Genomic DNA, 14951 nt, shown 5'->3' on the forward strand with positions numbered 1-14951 from the left:
GGTACGGGACGGGCGGACGGTGGCCGCGCGGTCCGTACCGGACGGTGTGACCGGCGCGGCCGCGGCGGGAACTTCGACGAACATCACTGCACCGCGGCGGTGGTGAGCTCTGCGATGGACTCCCGGATCTCGTCGGCACTCATCTCGTACACGGTGGGCGACACCTCCAGCGGGACCACGGTGTGCAGGACTCGGTCCCGGTAGACGTGCACCATGTTGAACCCCTGGGCGCCGTCCAGGCCGCGGAGTCCGCCCTGGTCGACGAGCAGATCCTGCGTGTAACAGGTTGCGGACGCCACCGAGACGGGGATCCCGGCGAACGTGCACGTCGTCGAATAGTGCAGGTGGCCGGCGAGGATGCCGCGGACGTCGGTGCCCGCGAGCACCGTCTCGAGCCGATGCTGATCCTGCAGTTCCACCTGCTCCATGGCAGTCAGCAGGCTCGGCACCGGGGGGTGGTGCAGCGCGAGCAGGGTACCGTGCGGCGCGGGCTCCGCGAGCACCTCGGTGAGCCACGCGAGTTGCTCGTCGCTGATCAGGCCGTGATGGAACCCGGGAACCGTGCTGTCCAGCACGATGATCCGCAGCCCGTTCACGTCGACGACTGCGTCGACCGAGTCCTGCGTGGGTTCGGCGTCGAGCAGGCCGCTCCGGAAGGCCGGGCGGGCGTCGTGATTGCCCATCACCCAGATCACCTTCGCGCCGAGACGCTCCGCGGCGGGCTCGACGATCCGGCGCAACCGCACGTACGCCTCCGGGTCGCCCATGTCGGCGAGGTCGCCGGTGAACACGATGGCCTCGGGGCGCTGCCCGGTCTTCTCGAGCCGCTCGAACAGCCGGGAGAGGTTGGCGTCGCTGTTAACGCAGTCGTGCAGCAGGTCACCGTCGGTGACGAAGTGGGTGTCGCTCAGATGCAGGATGTAGTGGTCGGGTTCGCTGTACTGGGACATGTCGGTGGTTCTCCTCGGGAAAAGTGGGTCAGGCGACGAGCGCGGCACGCAGGTCGTCGAGTTCGGCCGCGGTCATGCCGTGGGCCAGCAGGTACTCGCGGACGCCGCCGTGCGAGTCGGTGATCGACTCCAGCGTCGCGTGCATGAGTGCCGCAGGGCTGGCATTGATCACGTGGTGGTCGATACCGTCGGGAAGACCGCGGGTGCGCATCTTCTCGATCATCATGGCGGTCCAGTCCCCGGCCAGCAGGATCTCCGTCATGGCGTAGTCCGCGACGATGTCCCGTTTGTCGACGCCGACGGCCGCCAGCGTCAATGCGACGACGATCCCGGTGCGGTCCTTGCCCGCGGTGCAGTGCACGATCGTGGGGTCGTCACCCGAGGCAGCGATGGCGCGGACCGCCCTGGTCAGGCGGGCGCCGTACCGCCCGACCATCTCCCGGTACACGACGGCGAGATCGAAGTTCACGTTGTCGAGATCGAGGGTGCCCTCGTAGACGGGCAGGTGCAGAACGCGGTGTCCGACCCCGGTGAGCGCGCTGGGGGCCTCGTCGAGTTCCTGCTGTTCGCGCAGGTCGATGACCAGGGCCAGGCTTCGCTCACGGAGGGCGACGCGTGCCGCGTCGTCGAGTCGGTGCAGGGCATCCGAGCGGAACAGCTTGTTCCACTTGGTCGCGGTCCCGGGGCCGGCGGCGAAGCCGCCGAGGTCACGGAAGTTGTAGGTGCCGGTCAGGTTCAGGCGTCGATGGTTAGCCGGCGCCGGCAGGGTGCTGGTCATGATCGGTGGTCTCGTTCTTCTCGAGGAAAGGTGGCTACTTGATGAGTTCCTGCACGCGCTGCTGCGCGGCCGCCATGGTGGGCGCGGGGTCCTTGCCGTAGAAGACGGAATCCTCGATCGCCTGGCCGAGGATGTCGTCGGCCTGCACGTAGCTGTTGCCGGGGTAGGACTTCCACGGCTCGAGCCGATCGAGCTGGCTCAGGTTGGGGGCGAGAAGCGGATTGCCGTCGGCCCACGATTTCAAGGCTGCGGGGTCCTGGGTGAGGGACGGGCGCAGCGGCAGGTAACCGATCTTGCTGGAGATCTGGGTGTAGGCGTGGTCGCTCGTCATGAATTTGATGAACTCCCATGCCGCCCGCTGCTTCGCAGGGTCCTGGGAGAAGGTGAACAGTGCCGACCCGGAGTTGGTGGGCACCGCCTGCCGTCCCTCGAACGCCGGCATCGGGGCTGCGCGCAGCTCCCAGCCGCCCGTCGTCGCCGCTTTCATGAACATGCCTTGCACGGCCGACGTCTGCAACTGGATGGCGACATCGCCCTTGGCGAAGCTCTCGGCTTGCGCCGCCGAGCTGATGTTGGCGAGCACGCCGCCGTCGTACAGCTGCCGAAGCATCGCCACCGCCGACACGGCCTCGGGTTCACCGAATTCGATGGTCGCGCGGTCCTGCGACAGCACGTCGCCACCCGCCGAACGGAACAGCGCCTGCATGCACCAGTTGCCGCCCTTCACCGAGCACGACACCGACAGTGCGGGCTTGCCCGTCGCCGCGGTGACGGCCTTGGCGGCGGCGGCCACCTTCGGCCAGGTGGACAGGTCGACGTCGGCGGGCAGGCCCGCCTTGCCCAGCACGGTCGCGTTGTAGAACAGGGTGGGTGTGGAGAACACGTAGGGAATGCCGTAGGTTTCGCCGTTCCAGTCGGCGAGCGTCGCCGCCCGCGGGTGGAACGGGTGCGCGCCGGCGAAGTTCGCCTGGACGGCATCCCTGCCTGCCACAGCGTCGAGGGACTTCGCGCCGAGCTGGTTGACGGCGAAGTCGAGGGTGTCGAAGGTCAGCTGGGCGACGTCGGGCGGCGAGCCGGCCAGCATCTGGGTCTGGACGCTGCTCGCCGTGCCCGAACCCACGGTGCCGCCGCCCTGCGGCGGCTGTCCCTTCACGTGGATGTTCGGGTGCTCGGACTCGAAGTCGGCGATCAGCCCGTTGATGGTGTCGGACCACAGGCCTGCCTGTGCCAGGTTGTAGGACTCGAAGACGATGTCCACCTGCTGGTTCGGGTCGAGTTCGGGCACCGGCTGATCGCTGCCCCCTGGCCCGGCGGCAGCCCCGCCGGTGGCACAACCGACCAGGGTGGCCATGGCCACGGCCGCCACCAGGACGGCCGAGAATTTCGATCTACGCATCGCGCTGCTCCTGTTGCAGAAAGGGTGTCGGGAGTTGGGGCCCACGGCGGAGTGGCCGGTGGGCCGGGTCGATCACGTTCGAGTTACACGGAGCCCATCACGCTGACTCCGTCGCGAAAATTGCTGAGGTAGAACGACTTGTCGCGAGATCGCTGCCGAGCTCCGCTTCGGCGGACTCCGGAACCCACTCGAGACGCCGTCCGGTCGCGCGGTCGAACAGGTGCAGGTGCGCAGGGTCGGCGGTGAGGACGGCGGATCGGTGCGGGCGCAACGCGATCGGCCGCGGTGCCCGCACACAGATGGTGGACCCACCCACCTCGCAGTAGGCGACCTGCTCGCTGCCGAGGTTCTCGACGGAGCTCACGTCCACCGACAGTCGCACCGGCATGTCGGCGCCCGGGACTGCCATCCGGAGGTGTTCGGGGCGGATCCCCAGGACGATGTCGCGGCCCTCGGTCTGCCCCGGCCACAGCGACGCGTGGACGCCGTCCGTGGCGGCGACAACGGCGCCGCCGACGGTGCGGACCCGGGCGTCGATCAGGTTCATGGCCGGGCTGCCGAGGAAGCCGGCGACGAACACCGACGCCGGCCTGTCATAGACGTCCTCCGGCGTGCCGAGTTGTTCGAGGGCACCGTTGTTCAGCAGGGCGATCCGGGTCGCCATCGTCATCGCCTCCACCTGGTCGTGGGTGACGTACACGAAGGTCGCACCGAGACGCCGGTGGAGTTCGGTCAGTTCGCGGCGGGTCGCGGTCCGCAGTTTGGCGTCCAGGTTCGACAGCGGCTCGTCCATGAGAAATGCCTTGGGATTGCGGACGATGGCGCGGCCGACGGCCACGCGCTGCCGCTGTCCGCCGGACAGTTCCTTCGGCTTGCGGCCCAGGAGGTGAGCGATGTCGAGTTGCTGCGCGACAGTGTCGACGCGTTCGGCGGCGTCCGCTTTGCGCATCTTCTTCACCCGCAGCGGGAACGCGAGGTTCTTCGCGACGCTGAGATGGGGATACAGGGCGTAGTTCTGGAACACCATCGCCACGTCCCGCCTCCGCGCCGGCGCCATTGTGATGTCCTCGTCGTCGAGGAGGATCCGGCCGCTGGTGGGTTCGAGCAGGCCCGCGAGCATCCGCAGCAAGGTGGTCTTCCCGCAGCCGCTGGGCCCGAGTAGGACCAGGAAGTCGCCGTCCCGGATGTCGAGGTCGATGTTGTCGACGGCGGTGACGTTCGCAAATGTGCGACTCAGGTTCTCGATCCGAATCCTGCCCATGGCCTTCTCCCGATGAAATGCTGTTACCCGATCACGTTGAATCGGGAATTTTGGTTTCAGCGGAAGTTAGCCAGGCTAAAGTGAACGCGGGCCGAACGGGCCGCCAAGCATCGGTAATGCTTGGCGCAACGTCCGGCCGATCACGGATTGATCAGCGGCACAATCTGCTTGAACGTCGCCGCCGCCGCCTCCTCCGAACCGCCACGAGCACGGCAGACCGCGATCTGCAGCCCGATCAGGAACGCCACCTGAACCACCGGCGACATCTCGCCCGGCCCGGTCCACGGCCCGCTGCCGCCCCCGACGACCAGTCCGATGTCGGACAGCTCCACGAGTGTCGACCGGGCGTAGCTGGTCACGCCGATCACCGTGGCACCTGCCGCCCGTGCCGCCTCGGCCGGCCGCAGCGTGACCTGGTTCAGTCCGCTGCCGCTGATCGCGAGCAGCACGTCGCGCGAGGTGAGGTGCCCCGCTGTCAGCTGCTGGATTACCGCGTCGGCCGGCGCCTCTGCGGGCCGGCCGTTGGCGAGGAACCTGATCGCGACGGCCGCCGCGGACGGGCCCGAACCGCCGTTGCCCACGACGAGCACCCGGTCGGCGGACGCCAGCGCATGGACCGCCTGCTCGAAGGACTCGTCTTCGAGAGGTGCGAGTGCACCGGTGAGGTCGTTGGCAAATTCGGTGAACACGGCTCGGAGCAGCCCGGCTCCGGACTGTGCGCCCGGTTCCGCATCCGTCGTCGGCGTGTCCGCGGCACCGAGGTCACGCAACAGCAGCATCCGCAGGTGCTGGAACCCCTTGAATCCGAGGTTCTGGCACGCCCGGACCACGGTGGCGTTCGACGTCCCCGCGTGTTCCGCGACGTCGGCTGCCGACCACCACGCCACGTCCCGGGGGCGCTCCACGCACACGTCCGCCACTCGGCGCTCGCTCGGCGCGAGCTTGGGCGCGACGGCGCGGATGGCGGCCAGGGTGGCACCGACGGGCGGATCGACCAGTGACGTACTCATGCCCTTGAATAGCACACGGTGGTGAACGCCGGGAGCGACCGGACTGCGGTGCCGGCGCCGCCGAAACACGTGGGCGAAGCGCACCTCACGTCGGTGGGGGTCGCCTATCTCACACTCACGCAAGTTCAACTTTCAACTTTAGTCGTGTGAAGATCGAGTGACACGGAGGTCGCGAAGTGGAGTGGCCCCGGAAATTCCCAGGGGAGAGGACGACCATGTCCGTAGACGAAGAGCGACGTCAGGTCGAGTTGGTCGTCGACCGGCTTGCCGTGGAGCACGCCGGCGTCCCACGACACACGGTCGAGCAGATTGTGCACGACGTGCATGCGGCCTTCGACGTGGGGGTGGTGCGCGATTTCGTTCCGCTGCTGGTCGAACGGTCCGCGAAGCGGAAGATCGCCGCTCTCACCAGTTTCTGACGCACGATCTCCGCGCTGTCACGGGTGCAGCGGTGCCTGCAGGATGGCGGTGTCGTCGCCGGGTGCGCTGACGCCGAGCATGGTGGCGTCGGACATCGGAAGCGCCACGGCGAGGTTCATCGACATCTTCCGGTCGCCGCCGGCGATGAAACTTCCTGCGTTCATGCGACTTCCGTCGGGTCGTTGCAGCCAGACGTTGTACGTGCTGCCCTGGGGGAGTCCGGTGACGTCGAGGCTGATCCCGGTTCCCCAGGCGCGGTTCTCCACCCGAGCGGACGCCTCCACACCAGCGGCGGGCGCGGTGAAGGCCACCGGCTGTCCGGGCGGGGCGCTCGGGACGAGGGTGCGGAGGAAGAATCCACCGGTGAGCAGGCCGAGAGCGGTGACGGCGGCCGCGGCGACGACCGCGATCCGGCGGTGACGTTGCCGGCTGCGTTCGCGGTCGAGCGTCGCGAGGATCGTGCCGGGCAGTGCGGGGGACGGCGCCGGCGGCGGCTCGAGGAGCCGGTCGGGGTCCGCCTGCCCCAGGACCGAGGCCACCGGGGTCAGCTGGATCAACTCGGCCCGGCAATCCGGGCATCCGTCCAGGTGGGCGCGTAGCGCCACGGCTTCGTGGTCGTCGAGGCGCCCGAGCGCGTACATGCCCAGCAAGGTGTGCATCTGTCGGCAGCGATCACTGGTCACCGTGCCACCCCATTTCTTCCAGTACGAGTTTGAGCGCCTTCAGCCCGTAGTACACCCGACTGCGCACGGTGCCCACGGGGATGCCGAGTTCGGCTGCGACCTCGCTGGTGGGCCGGTCGCGCAAATGAATCTCGACGAGTACGACGCGGTGCTGTTCGGACAGTCGCCGCAGGGCCTCCTCGACCTGCAGTCCCACCAGCAACTGTTCCAGCGGGCGCTCGGGCACGGGAACGTCGGGTGGCTCGGTGTCGGCGAGCTGTGGCCGGGAGGCCCGCGCCCGGCTCGCGTCGATCACCACGTTGCGGCAGATGGCATACAGCCAGGTCCGGACGGTGGAACGCTGCGGGTCGAACCGGTCCGCGCCGCGCCAGGCGCGGAGGAACGTCTCCTGCACCACTTCCTCCGCGCGTCCCCGGTCTCCGAGTGAGCGGTAGGCGAGGGCGAACAGTTCGCCGGCGTGATCGTCGTAGACGGTCCGCAACACCGCGTTGTCGGCCAAATTCCCGACCGACTCCTCCGCCCGCTTGCGCGACATGCGTAGCCGCACGACCTCACCTCCTGCAACACCGGAAATGTCGTCGGCCCGTCCGACGTCCGCCAGGGTGTACGGACGTGAGTGCCGCGGCGTTCACCGTCGATTCTCACACCAGCGTCTTCGTGAAAGTTCGCGGCCGTCGTGAACGCGGCCGGCCGGCGGTCCGTACTCCCCGGCGTCGTCCGCGATCGGCGGGCGGAAACAGAGGAGAACGGAGATCTGATGATCGCGAAGCACACGATTATCGCGGTGGCCTGCGCGGGCGCTGCGGTTGCCCTGATGTCGGGCTGCAGCCAGGCGACCGAGGCCCCGGCCGCTGCGGCGGATGCGCCGACGACCGCTGCCCCGGACACAGCGCCGGCGACCGGCGCATCGGATGCGGCGACGACGCTCGGCGCGCGGGAGACCGCGCTCGGCACCGTGCTGACCGACGGTGACGGCTTCACGCTCTACCGCTTCGACGAGGACACAGCCGACCTGGTGCGGTGCGTGGGCCCGTGTGCCGAGATCTGGCCGCCGACGCCCGGCACACCGTCGCCCCACCCGGACGCCGTCCTGCCGGGCACGGTGGGCACCACGACGCGCCCGGACGGCGTCGAGCAGGCCACTTATGACGGTCATCCTCTCTACCGGTTCGCAAAGGACTCCGCCCCGGGGCTGACGAGCGGCGACGGGGTCAAGGGCACGTGGCACGTGGTAACGGTCGATGCCGCGCACGGGTGACGGCCACGAACCCTCCGTCGGTGGTCGTTCGGGCGCTACCGTCACCCGGCGCAGCGCCCTGATCGGTCTGGCGGCGGTCGGTGCGATCGCCGCCGTGGACGTCGGCGGGTTCCTGTTCGCCGGCGGCCGGCTGACCCCGCACACCGTCACCCCGTCGCGGTTCGTCGATCGATTCGAGCAGGTCTTCGGCCGGCACGAGGGGTTCCGGCGCAACCACGCGAAGGGGGTGAGTGCCACCGGGTGGTTCACGGCGACCGGTGCGGGGTCCGCGGTGTCCACGGCGAGCGTCTTCCGGGCCGGCGGCCGCTACCCGGTCACCGGACGGTTCTCGTTATCGGGTGGGTTGCCTACCGCTGCCGACGCCGTCGACACCGTGCGCGGTCTGGGGTTGGTGTTCCGGTTGCCCGGGGGAGAGCAGTGGCGGACCGCGATGATCGACAGTCCGGTGTTCCCCGACCGCACGCCGGACGGTTTCCGTGATCGGCTGCTCGCCTCGAAGAAGGTCCCGGGCACCGGCAAACCCGATCCGGCCGCGATGGCCTCGTTCCTGGCACGCCATCCCGAGACAGCGGCGGCGATGGACATCATCCGGCGACAGCCTCGCACTTCCGGATTCGGGGACAGCACATTTCACGGGCTCAATGCGTTCCGGTGCACCGACCGATCCGGCGCCACGGTTCCGGTGCGCTGGAGGCTGGTGCCGGAGCAGCCCGTCCGGCATCCCGGCACCGAGGAGGGCGCCGGCCGCGACTACCTGTTCGACGCCCTCCTCCGCGAGGTCACGCGAGGACCCCTGCGCTGGCGGATGATCCTCACGCTCGGGGAGGCGGGGGACCCGACGGACGATGCCACCAGACCGTGGCCGGCAGGCAGGAAGTCCCTCGACGTCGGCACGCTGACCGTCGACGCGATCGACACCGAAGCACCGGGCAACGCGCGGGACGTCAACTTCGATCCGCTGGTACTGCCGAACGGCATTGCACCGTCGGATGATCCATTGCTCAGTGCACGGTCCGCGGTCTACGCGGAATCGTTCAACCGACGGTCCGGTGAGCCGAAATCGCCGAGTCGAGTCAACGTTTCGGAGGTGCCCGATGAGCGATAGCCGGACCGAGCGGCCGACCCGGTATGCGTTCACGTCGCGGTTGCTGCACTGGACGATGGCGATCCTGGTGATCGCCCAACTCTTCCTCGGCGTCGCGATGGTGGCGTCGTTGGACGCCTACCACCTGTTGCGGACGGTGCATCAGCCGCTGGGGTTCGCGATCCTCGTCCTCGCGGTCGTGCGCATCGGCAACCGGATCCTCCACCGGCCGCCGCCGTCCGCCGGGATGCGGCCCGCCGAGCGGATGGTCGCGACCGGGTCGGAATACGTGCTCTACGGACTCCTGGTGCTGCAACCGGTCACCGGGTGGGCGATGCTGTCGGCGGGCGGGTTCCCGATCGCCCTCACCGCGCAGCTGAGTCTGCCCGCGATCGCTCCCCGCGATCCGGATCTGTACGCAGTGTTGCGGCAATCCCATACCGTGCTCGGGTACCTGCTGTTCGCCGCGTTCACCGCGCACCTGTGTGCCGTCCTGTTCCACACGTTCGTCCTGCGTGACCGGATTCTCGGCCGGATGACGATGGGGCGCCGAGCCCGGCCCACCCAGCCGCCGCAACGACAAGATCAAGAGTTCAGGGTTTCCTGAATACAGGGATCGCTGTATCRTCGGGGCATGGAGATGTTGATCCATCGCGACGCGCTGTCCCGGTTCGGCTACGCGCTGTCGGACACGACGCGCACGCAGATCCTGCTGAGCCTGCGGTCGGGGCCCGGGTATCCGTCCGAACTGGCCGAACAGATCGGGGTGTCGCGCCAGATCCTGTCGAATCACCTGGCCTGCCTGCGTGGTTGCGGCCTCGTCGTCGCGGCGCCGGAGGGGCGGCGCACGCGGTACGAACTGGCGGATCCGCGGATCGGGCGCGCGCTCGACGACCTGATCGGCCTGGTGCTGGCCGTCGATCCGTCCTGCTGCCCGGACGCCGAGACTGACGGATGCTGCTGATGGCGTCGGAACTCGGAATGCCCGCCACGCGTCCGGCTCTCACCGCGGGGCGGCGGCAGGTCCTGGGGCGGCGGATCCGGTGGTTCGTGGCCGCGACGATCAGCTACAACGTGCTCGAGGCGATCATCGCGCTGAGCGAGGGTGCGCGGGTGTCGTCGACCGCGCTGATCGGGTTCGGTCTCGACTCGGTCATCGAGGTGTCCTCCGCGGCGGCCGTCGCCTGGCAATTCGCAGGCAAGGACCCGGAATCGCGGGAGCGGGTGACGCTGCGGATCATCGCGTTCTCGTTCTTCGCGTTGGCCGCGTACGTCACGGTCGACGCCACCCGATCCCTCTTCGGCATCGGCGAGGCGGAGCACTCGGTCGTCGGGATCACGCTGGCGGCAGTCAGTCTCGCGATCATGCCGGTGCTGTCGTGGGCACAGCGGCGCGCGGGGCGCGAACTCGGTTCCCTCTCGGCCGTCGCCGATTCCAAACAGACCCTGCTGTGCACTTACCTGTCCGCCGTCCTGCTGGTCGGCCTGCTGCTCAACTCTCTGCTCGGGTGGTCCTGGGCCGACCCGATCGCCGCCCTGGTCATCGCCGCGATCGCGGTCAAGGAGGGAATCAACGCGTGGCAGGGCGAGACCTGTTGCCCGGCGCCGGTCACCACCTCCGGCGCCGGTCCTGCCTGCGACTGCTGCGACGACTGAAAGGACCCGACGACCGCGTCACTTCCCCCCGACGATGCCGCTGTCGAGGAGTTTGGCGACGTCGGAGTCGGAGCTGCCGAGGAGGTCGCGGAGGACGCTGCCGGTGTCGTCGCCGACGGCGGAGGCGGGTGCCACGGTGGCGTGGTGTCCGTCGAAGGATGCCGGGTGGCCGGAGGCGAGGTAGGTGCCGATCCGCGGCTGTTCGAGGGGGGTGAACATCGGGTTGCTTTCGAGTTCGCCGGATTTCACGAGTTCCTCGAACGTGCGGTAGCGCTCGGCGAGGACGGACGTCTTCGAGAGTGCTTCGGCCACTTCGGCCGCGGTGTGTTCGCGGAACCAGCGGGTGAACAGTGCGGTGAGGACGTCGCGGTGGGTGAAGCGATCGGCTTCGCGCGCGAAGTCGGCGTCGAGTGCGGTGGCGAGTGCCTCCACCGCGGCGGTGGTTCCGGTGACGGCAACGAGGTCGCGGAAGTGCCGCGGGGTGAGGGCCACGATCATGAACCGGGCACCGTCACTGGTGGTGAAATCCGTTCCGTACGTGCCGTAGACGGAGTTGCCGGTCCCTTGCCTGCCGGTGCCGTTGATCTGCACCTCGGTGAGGTATCCGAGGGTGCCGGCGGTGGCGAGCGCGACGTCCTCGAGCGGCAGGGAGATGCGGGTGCCCTCGCCGGTGGCGTCGCGGTGGCGGGCCGCGGCGGCGACGGCCAGCGCGGCGTACAGCCCGCACGCCACGTCCCAGGCGGGGAGGACGTGGTTGACGACCCCGGCATGATCGGCGGGACCGGTGATGGACGGGAAACCGAGCCCGGCGTTGACCGTGTAGTCGACGCCGGGGGAACCATCACGGCCACCGAGGATTTCGAGGGTGATGACGTCGGAGCGGAGAGCATGCAGTGTGTCGTGGGCGAGCCAGTCACGACCTCCCGCGTTGGTGACGAGAATTCCGCCGCCCGCGCCGGGGGCCGCGACCAGTTGCTGGACGAGCCGCTGCCCCTCGGGGTTGCGCATGTCGACGGCCACGGACCGCTTGCCGCGGTTGAGTCCGGTCCAGTAGATGCTCTCGCCGTCGCCCGTGATCGGCCAGCGGTTGTAGTCGGCGGCGCCGCCGATGGGGTCGATCCGGATGACCTCGGCCCCCAGCTGGGACAGGGTCAGTCCGCACAGGGGGGACGCGATGAAACTGGAGACCTCGACGATCCGAAGTCCGGCAAGGGGAGTGTGGGCGGTCACGAGAGATGCTCCTTGAGGGTGGAGGTCAGGCCATGAGGGCGGTGAAGCGCCAGTCGAGGACGGGGACGTCGGACGCTGTGGCGTTGTGCGCGAACACCAGTGAACGCAGATGCAGTATTCCGCCGCCGCCGGGCAACTCCTCGGCGCTCTCGATTTCGAGTTCGCTGGTGAGGGTGTCGCCCTCGTGGACGGGACCGGTGTGGTCGCAGGACTTCCAGCCCAGGACCGTGACGAGGTTCGGCAGGGCGCGCGTGGCCTGCCCGAGCGCGATGCCGATGGTGTGCCCGCCGTAGACCAGTCGTCCGTCGGCGCCGACTCGTTCGTCGTGGTGGGTTGCCGCGATGTTGAGGGTGAGGCGCGCCAGTTCGGGGGCGCTCGACACCACGTCGCCGCTGCTCCGCAGCACGGATCCGGCGAGGTCGGCCGAGAAGTGCTGCCCCGGAACCTTGTCGCGGTAGCGGGCGAGGTCCCAGCCCTCGGGGGCGGCGAACGACTGCTCCGACTGCGGCCCGATCGCGGACAGGTCGTCGGACTTGCGGACGCGGTCCTCGTCGGGGTTCGCGCTCAACGGGAGCATCGCGCAGCGGTAGAAGTCGAGGACGGTGCGGCCGTCCTGGTCGGTGGACGTCATCCGCAGAGCCGCCAGACCGGTGGGTTTGCGTCCCGGTTTCGCCGAGTTCTCCCGCAGTCCCACCACTTCGGTGCGCGTGTAGAGCGTATCGCCGAGATGCGGGAAGTGATGGAAGCGGAGGCCGCGGTAGAACAGGTTGGCCTTCACGTGGTGAGTGGCCAGCGTGGACTGTCCGATGGCGACGTCGGTGACGAGGCCGGGGTTTGCGACGGCGTCCGCGGACCCGGTGACGGCCCGGGACAGGTGCGCGTCGAGGGGCAGCCGCAGGCGGTCGCCGAGGATGGCTTGATGGGCGGCGGCGAGGCCGCTGGTGAGGGTGACGGCGGGGGCGGTGTCGAATTCCTGCCCGACCTCGAGTTCGTCGAAGTACGGGCCACCGACATACGTCTGCGTGATCGTCACTGTGCACCTACCTGGGCGAGAACGCGTCGTGCCGCGACTGCGACGGCCTCGTCGAGCATCTGCCCGTCGAGTTGCGCCGCCCCGGCGCCCGCTGCCTCGGCGGCAGCGAGTGCGTCGATCACGCGTCGCGCGTCCTCGACCGCGGTGTCGGTGGGGGTGAAGGCCGCAGCGGCGGACTCGACCTGCGCGGGATGGATGACCCATTTTCCGTCGAATCCGAGCGCGCTCGTCCACGCGGCCGAGTGGCGGAAGGCGTCGTCGTCGGCGATGCCGAGGAACGGGCCGTCGATCGCCTGGATGCCGGCGGCGCGGGCGGCGACGAGGATGCCGTCCTGGATCGCGAGCCAGTGTTCGGGGAGGGCGGTTCGGGATCGGCCGAGGGCCGCCCCGAGGTCGGCGTAGCCGATGATGACGGACTCGAGTCGGTCGACGGCGCGGGTGATGTCGGCGATGTTCTGCACGCCGACCGGGGTTTCGACGAGAGCCTGCAACCCGATGTCGGTACCGGCGAGAGCGTGATCGGCGCGGACCAGATCCTGCGCCGTCTCCACCTTGGGAACCACGATGCTCGTGAGCGCGGCGCCGAGGGAGGCGCACAGGGCGAGGTCGTCCTCCGCCCACGGCGTGGTCAGCGCGTTGATGCGGACCGCGACGGCCCGGGAGCCGTCCGATTCGAGCACGAGGCGGCGCACGAGGTCGCGGGCCTCGGCCTTCTTGGCGGAGGCGACGGCGTCTTCGAGGTCGAGGACCACCTCGTCGGCGGTCGACCGGAGCGCTTTGAGGGCCTTGCGCTCGTCGGATCCGGGGGCCACCAGAACGGCGCGCCTGCGGGTGAGGTTCTGCACGATGCTTCATTCCTAGGGTCCGGGAGCCCGGGTCGGGCTGGATATGTACGGCCAGCCTGATGCGGCTGCGCTGCTGATGCTGGCAGCGACGCAGCGGTCATGTCAAGACCGATCGTTGACTTTAGGCAGACATTGTCGGATTATGGCCGTACAAATGTTGTGGAAAGTGTGAGGTGGATTCATGGCCAAGCTGAACGAGGAAGAGGCGTACCTGGTAGAGACGGTGCGCGCGTTCATCGATCGCGACGTGAAGCCGACGGTGCAGGCGGTGGAACACGCCAACGAGTACCCCGAGAAGTGGATCGAGCAGATGAAGCAGATCGGGATCTACGGTCTGGCGGTCCCGGAGGAGTACGGCGGATCACCGGTGTCGATGCCCTGCTACGCGCAGGTGACGCAGGAACTGGCCCGCGGATGGATGAGCCTCGCCGGTGCGATGGGCGGGCACACCGTCGTCGCGAAACTGCTGTCGCTGTACGGCACGGAGGAGCAGAAGCAGCAGTACCTGCCGAAGATGGCGACCGGCGAGATCCGGGCCACCATGGCACTGACCGAGCCCGGCGGTGGCTCGGATCTGCAGGCCATGTCCACCAACGCCAAGGCGGACGGTGACGACCTGGTGATCACCGGTTCCAAGACCTGGATCTCCAACGCCCGTCGGTCGGGGCTGATCGCGTTGCTCTGCAAGACCGACCCGCAGGCGACCCCCAAGCACAGGGGCATCTCCATCGTCCTGGTCGAGCACGGCCCCGGTCTGACGGTGTCGCGGGATCTGCCGAAGCTCGGCTACAAGGGCGTCGAGACGTGTGAGCTGTCGTTCGACGGGTACCGTGCCCCCGCGTCCGCGATCCTCGGTGGCACCCCGGGCCAGGGGTTCGGCCAGATGATGAAGGGCCTGGAGACGGGACGTATCCAGGTGGCGTGCCGGGCGCTGGGTGTGGCCACGGCGGCGCTCGAGGATTCCCTCGCCTACGCGCAGCAGCGGGAGAGCTTCGGTCAGCCGATCTGGAAGCACCAGTCGATCGGCAACTACCTCGCCGACATGGCGACCAAGCTGACCGCGGCCCGGCAGCTGACCTGGCACGCGGCGGAGCAGTACGACAGCGGCGACCGGTGCGACATGGAGGCGGGCATGGCGAAGCTGTACGCGTCCGAGGTGGCGATGGACATCGCCCTCAACGCCGTCCGTATCCACGGTGGCTACGGCTATTCCACCGAGTACGACGTGGAGCGCTACTTCCGGGACGCCCCGCTGATGATCGTCGGCGAAGGCACCAACGAGATCCAGCGCAACGTCATCGTCTCGCAGTTGGTGTCGCGAGGCGGCATCTAGTCGGCAACCTGCAC

Annotated in this window: 17 protein-coding genes; 7 read left to right on the forward strand and 10 right to left on the reverse strand. The window is 68.8% G+C overall.

Going from position 1 to position 14951, the window contains the following annotated elements; translation table 11 throughout:
- Positions 1-83 precede the first annotated feature (83 nt).
- The 5 genes from AC1DWT_RS12355 to AC1DWT_RS12375 all read right to left on the reverse strand — a co-directional run bounded on the left by AC1DWT_RS12355 (position 84) and on the right by AC1DWT_RS12375 (position 5395).
- On the reverse strand, positions 84-950 hold the full coding sequence (locus tag AC1DWT_RS12355) for a phosphodiesterase (RefSeq protein WP_477920730.1): 867 nt from the start codon (positions 948-950) through the stop codon (positions 84-86).
- A 28-nt stretch (positions 951-978) separates the two neighbouring features.
- On the reverse strand, positions 979-1728 hold the full coding sequence (locus AC1DWT_RS12360) for a tyrosine-protein phosphatase (protein ID WP_477920732.1): 750 nt from the start codon (positions 1726-1728) through the stop codon (positions 979-981).
- 34 nt (positions 1729-1762) lie between these two features.
- A complete protein-coding gene (locus AC1DWT_RS12365; RefSeq protein WP_477920734.1) occupies positions 1763-3124 on the reverse strand; it encodes an extracellular solute-binding protein in 1362 nt (453 codons plus the stop codon).
- Between the two features lie 97 nt (positions 3125-3221).
- Positions 3222-4385 (reverse strand): ABC transporter ATP-binding protein, encoded by a 1164-nt coding sequence (locus AC1DWT_RS12370; RefSeq protein WP_095862059.1) that lies wholly within the window; start codon positions 4383-4385, stop codon positions 3222-3224.
- 140 nt (positions 4386-4525) lie between these two features.
- Positions 4526-5395 carry a MurR/RpiR family transcriptional regulator gene (locus tag AC1DWT_RS12375; RefSeq protein ID WP_095862689.1) on the reverse strand — a complete coding sequence of 290 codons (870 nt, stop codon included), beginning with the start codon at positions 5393-5395 and terminating at the stop codon, positions 4526-4528.
- Positions 5396-5610: 215 nt separating this feature from the next.
- On the opposite strand from AC1DWT_RS12375, the gene AC1DWT_RS12380 reads away from it, so the two are divergent.
- Entirely contained in the window at positions 5611-5814 is a 204-nt protein-coding gene (locus tag AC1DWT_RS12380; protein ID WP_095862060.1) for a three-helix bundle dimerization domain-containing protein, read from the forward strand.
- 18 nt (positions 5815-5832) lie between these two features.
- Here AC1DWT_RS12380 and AC1DWT_RS12385 read toward each other — a convergent pair whose 3' ends face one another.
- Positions 5833-6498 carry a zf-HC2 domain-containing protein gene (locus AC1DWT_RS12385; protein WP_477920738.1) on the reverse strand — a complete coding sequence of 222 codons (666 nt, stop codon included), beginning with the start codon at positions 6496-6498 and terminating at the stop codon, positions 5833-5835.
- Positions 6488-7045: a sigma-70 family RNA polymerase sigma factor gene (locus AC1DWT_RS12390; protein WP_072937052.1), complete on the reverse strand. Its 558-nt coding sequence runs from the start codon at positions 7043-7045 to the stop codon at positions 6488-6490. The genes AC1DWT_RS12385 and AC1DWT_RS12390 overlap by 11 nt, the downstream gene beginning before the upstream one ends.
- Positions 7046-7255: 210 nt before the next feature.
- Here AC1DWT_RS12390 and AC1DWT_RS12395 point away from each other — a divergent pair, with 210 nt between their 5' ends.
- Genes AC1DWT_RS12395 through AC1DWT_RS12415 form a run of 5 tightly spaced genes read left to right on the forward strand, consistent with a single transcriptional unit; the run spans position 7256 to position 10496 of the window.
- Positions 7256-7756: a COG4315 family predicted lipoprotein gene (locus tag AC1DWT_RS12395; RefSeq protein WP_477920740.1), complete on the forward strand. Its 501-nt coding sequence runs from the start codon at positions 7256-7258 to the stop codon at positions 7754-7756.
- The gene (locus AC1DWT_RS12400) at positions 7740-8861 is read left to right on the forward strand and encodes a catalase family peroxidase (RefSeq protein ID WP_477920742.1); all 1122 of its coding nucleotides are present in this window, start codon (positions 7740-7742) and stop codon (positions 8859-8861) included. Before AC1DWT_RS12395 ends, AC1DWT_RS12400 begins: the two co-directional genes overlap by 17 nt.
- Positions 8851-9447 carry a cytochrome b gene (locus AC1DWT_RS12405; protein WP_095862062.1) on the forward strand — a complete coding sequence of 199 codons (597 nt, stop codon included), beginning with the start codon at positions 8851-8853 and terminating at the stop codon, positions 9445-9447. Before AC1DWT_RS12400 ends, AC1DWT_RS12405 begins: the two co-directional genes overlap by 11 nt.
- Positions 9448-9474: 27 nt before the next feature.
- Positions 9475-9804 (forward strand): ArsR/SmtB family transcription factor, encoded by a 330-nt coding sequence (locus AC1DWT_RS12410; protein WP_095862063.1) that lies wholly within the window; start codon positions 9475-9477, stop codon positions 9802-9804.
- Positions 9804-10496, forward strand: coding sequence for a cation efflux transmembrane domain-containing protein (locus AC1DWT_RS12415; protein ID WP_387486928.1), 693 nt, complete (start codon positions 9804-9806; stop codon positions 10494-10496). Before AC1DWT_RS12410 ends, AC1DWT_RS12415 begins: the two co-directional genes overlap by 1 nt.
- A gap of 18 nt (positions 10497-10514) precedes the next feature.
- Here AC1DWT_RS12415 and AC1DWT_RS12420 read toward each other — a convergent pair whose 3' ends face one another.
- The 3 genes from AC1DWT_RS12420 to AC1DWT_RS12430 are packed head-to-tail and all read right to left on the reverse strand — an operon-like array spanning position 10515 to position 13604.
- Positions 10515-11726, reverse strand: a complete 1212-nt coding sequence (locus AC1DWT_RS12420) for a CoA transferase (protein ID WP_095862064.1) — start codon at positions 11724-11726, stop codon at positions 10515-10517.
- Between the two features lie 25 nt (positions 11727-11751).
- Entirely contained in the window at positions 11752-12759 is a 1008-nt protein-coding gene (locus AC1DWT_RS12425; protein ID WP_072936976.1) for a MaoC family dehydratase, read from the reverse strand.
- A complete protein-coding gene (locus AC1DWT_RS12430) occupies positions 12756-13604 on the reverse strand; it encodes an HpcH/HpaI aldolase/citrate lyase family protein (RefSeq protein ID WP_072936977.1) in 849 nt (282 codons plus the stop codon). Before AC1DWT_RS12430 ends, AC1DWT_RS12425 begins: the two co-directional genes overlap by 4 nt.
- 181 nt (positions 13605-13785) lie before the next feature.
- Between AC1DWT_RS12430 and AC1DWT_RS12435 the strand changes: the two genes are divergently transcribed.
- Entirely contained in the window at positions 13786-14937 is a 1152-nt protein-coding gene (locus AC1DWT_RS12435; protein WP_477920747.1) for an acyl-CoA dehydrogenase family protein, read from the forward strand.
- The last annotated feature ends 14 nt before the right edge of the window (positions 14938-14951 follow it).

This window comes from Rhodococcus sp. P4_B6, assembly GCF_056402215.1.

What these genes read in the sequence shown, in the direction of transcription:
- AC1DWT_RS12375 (WP_095862689.1), bottom strand. Translation starts at nt 5,395, where the DNA reads ATGAGTACGTCACTGGTCGATCCGCCCGTCGGTGCCACCCTGGCCGCC.
- AC1DWT_RS12370 (WP_095862059.1), bottom strand. Translation starts at nt 4,385, where the DNA reads ATGGGCAGGATTCGGATCGAGAACCTGAGTCGCACATTTGCGAACGTC.
- AC1DWT_RS12410 (WP_095862063.1), top strand. Translation starts at nt 9,475, where the DNA reads ATGGAGATGTTGATCCATCGCGACGCGCTGTCCCGGTTCGGCTACGCG.
- AC1DWT_RS12380 (WP_095862060.1), top strand. Translation starts at nt 5,611, where the DNA reads ATGTCCGTAGACGAAGAGCGACGTCAGGTCGAGTTGGTCGTCGACCGG.
- AC1DWT_RS12400 (WP_477920742.1), top strand. Translation starts at nt 7,740, where the DNA reads ATGCCGCGCACGGGTGACGGCCACGAACCCTCCGTCGGTGGTCGTTCG.
- AC1DWT_RS12395 (WP_477920740.1), top strand. Translation starts at nt 7,256, where the DNA reads ATGATCGCGAAGCACACGATTATCGCGGTGGCCTGCGCGGGCGCTGCG.
- AC1DWT_RS12435 (WP_477920747.1), top strand. Translation starts at nt 13,786, where the DNA reads ATGGCCAAGCTGAACGAGGAAGAGGCGTACCTGGTAGAGACGGTGCGC.
- AC1DWT_RS12415 (WP_387486928.1), top strand. Translation starts at nt 9,804, where the DNA reads ATGGCGTCGGAACTCGGAATGCCCGCCACGCGTCCGGCTCTCACCGCG.
- AC1DWT_RS12405 (WP_095862062.1), top strand. Translation starts at nt 8,851, where the DNA reads ATGAGCGATAGCCGGACCGAGCGGCCGACCCGGTATGCGTTCACGTCG.
- AC1DWT_RS12355 (WP_477920730.1), bottom strand. Translation starts at nt 950, where the DNA reads ATGTCCCAGTACAGCGAACCCGACCACTACATCCTGCATCTGAGCGAC.
- AC1DWT_RS12365 (WP_477920734.1), bottom strand. Translation starts at nt 3,124, where the DNA reads ATGCGTAGATCGAAATTCTCGGCCGTCCTGGTGGCGGCCGTGGCCATG.
- AC1DWT_RS12360 (WP_477920732.1), bottom strand. Translation starts at nt 1,728, where the DNA reads ATGACCAGCACCCTGCCGGCGCCGGCTAACCATCGACGCCTGAACCTG.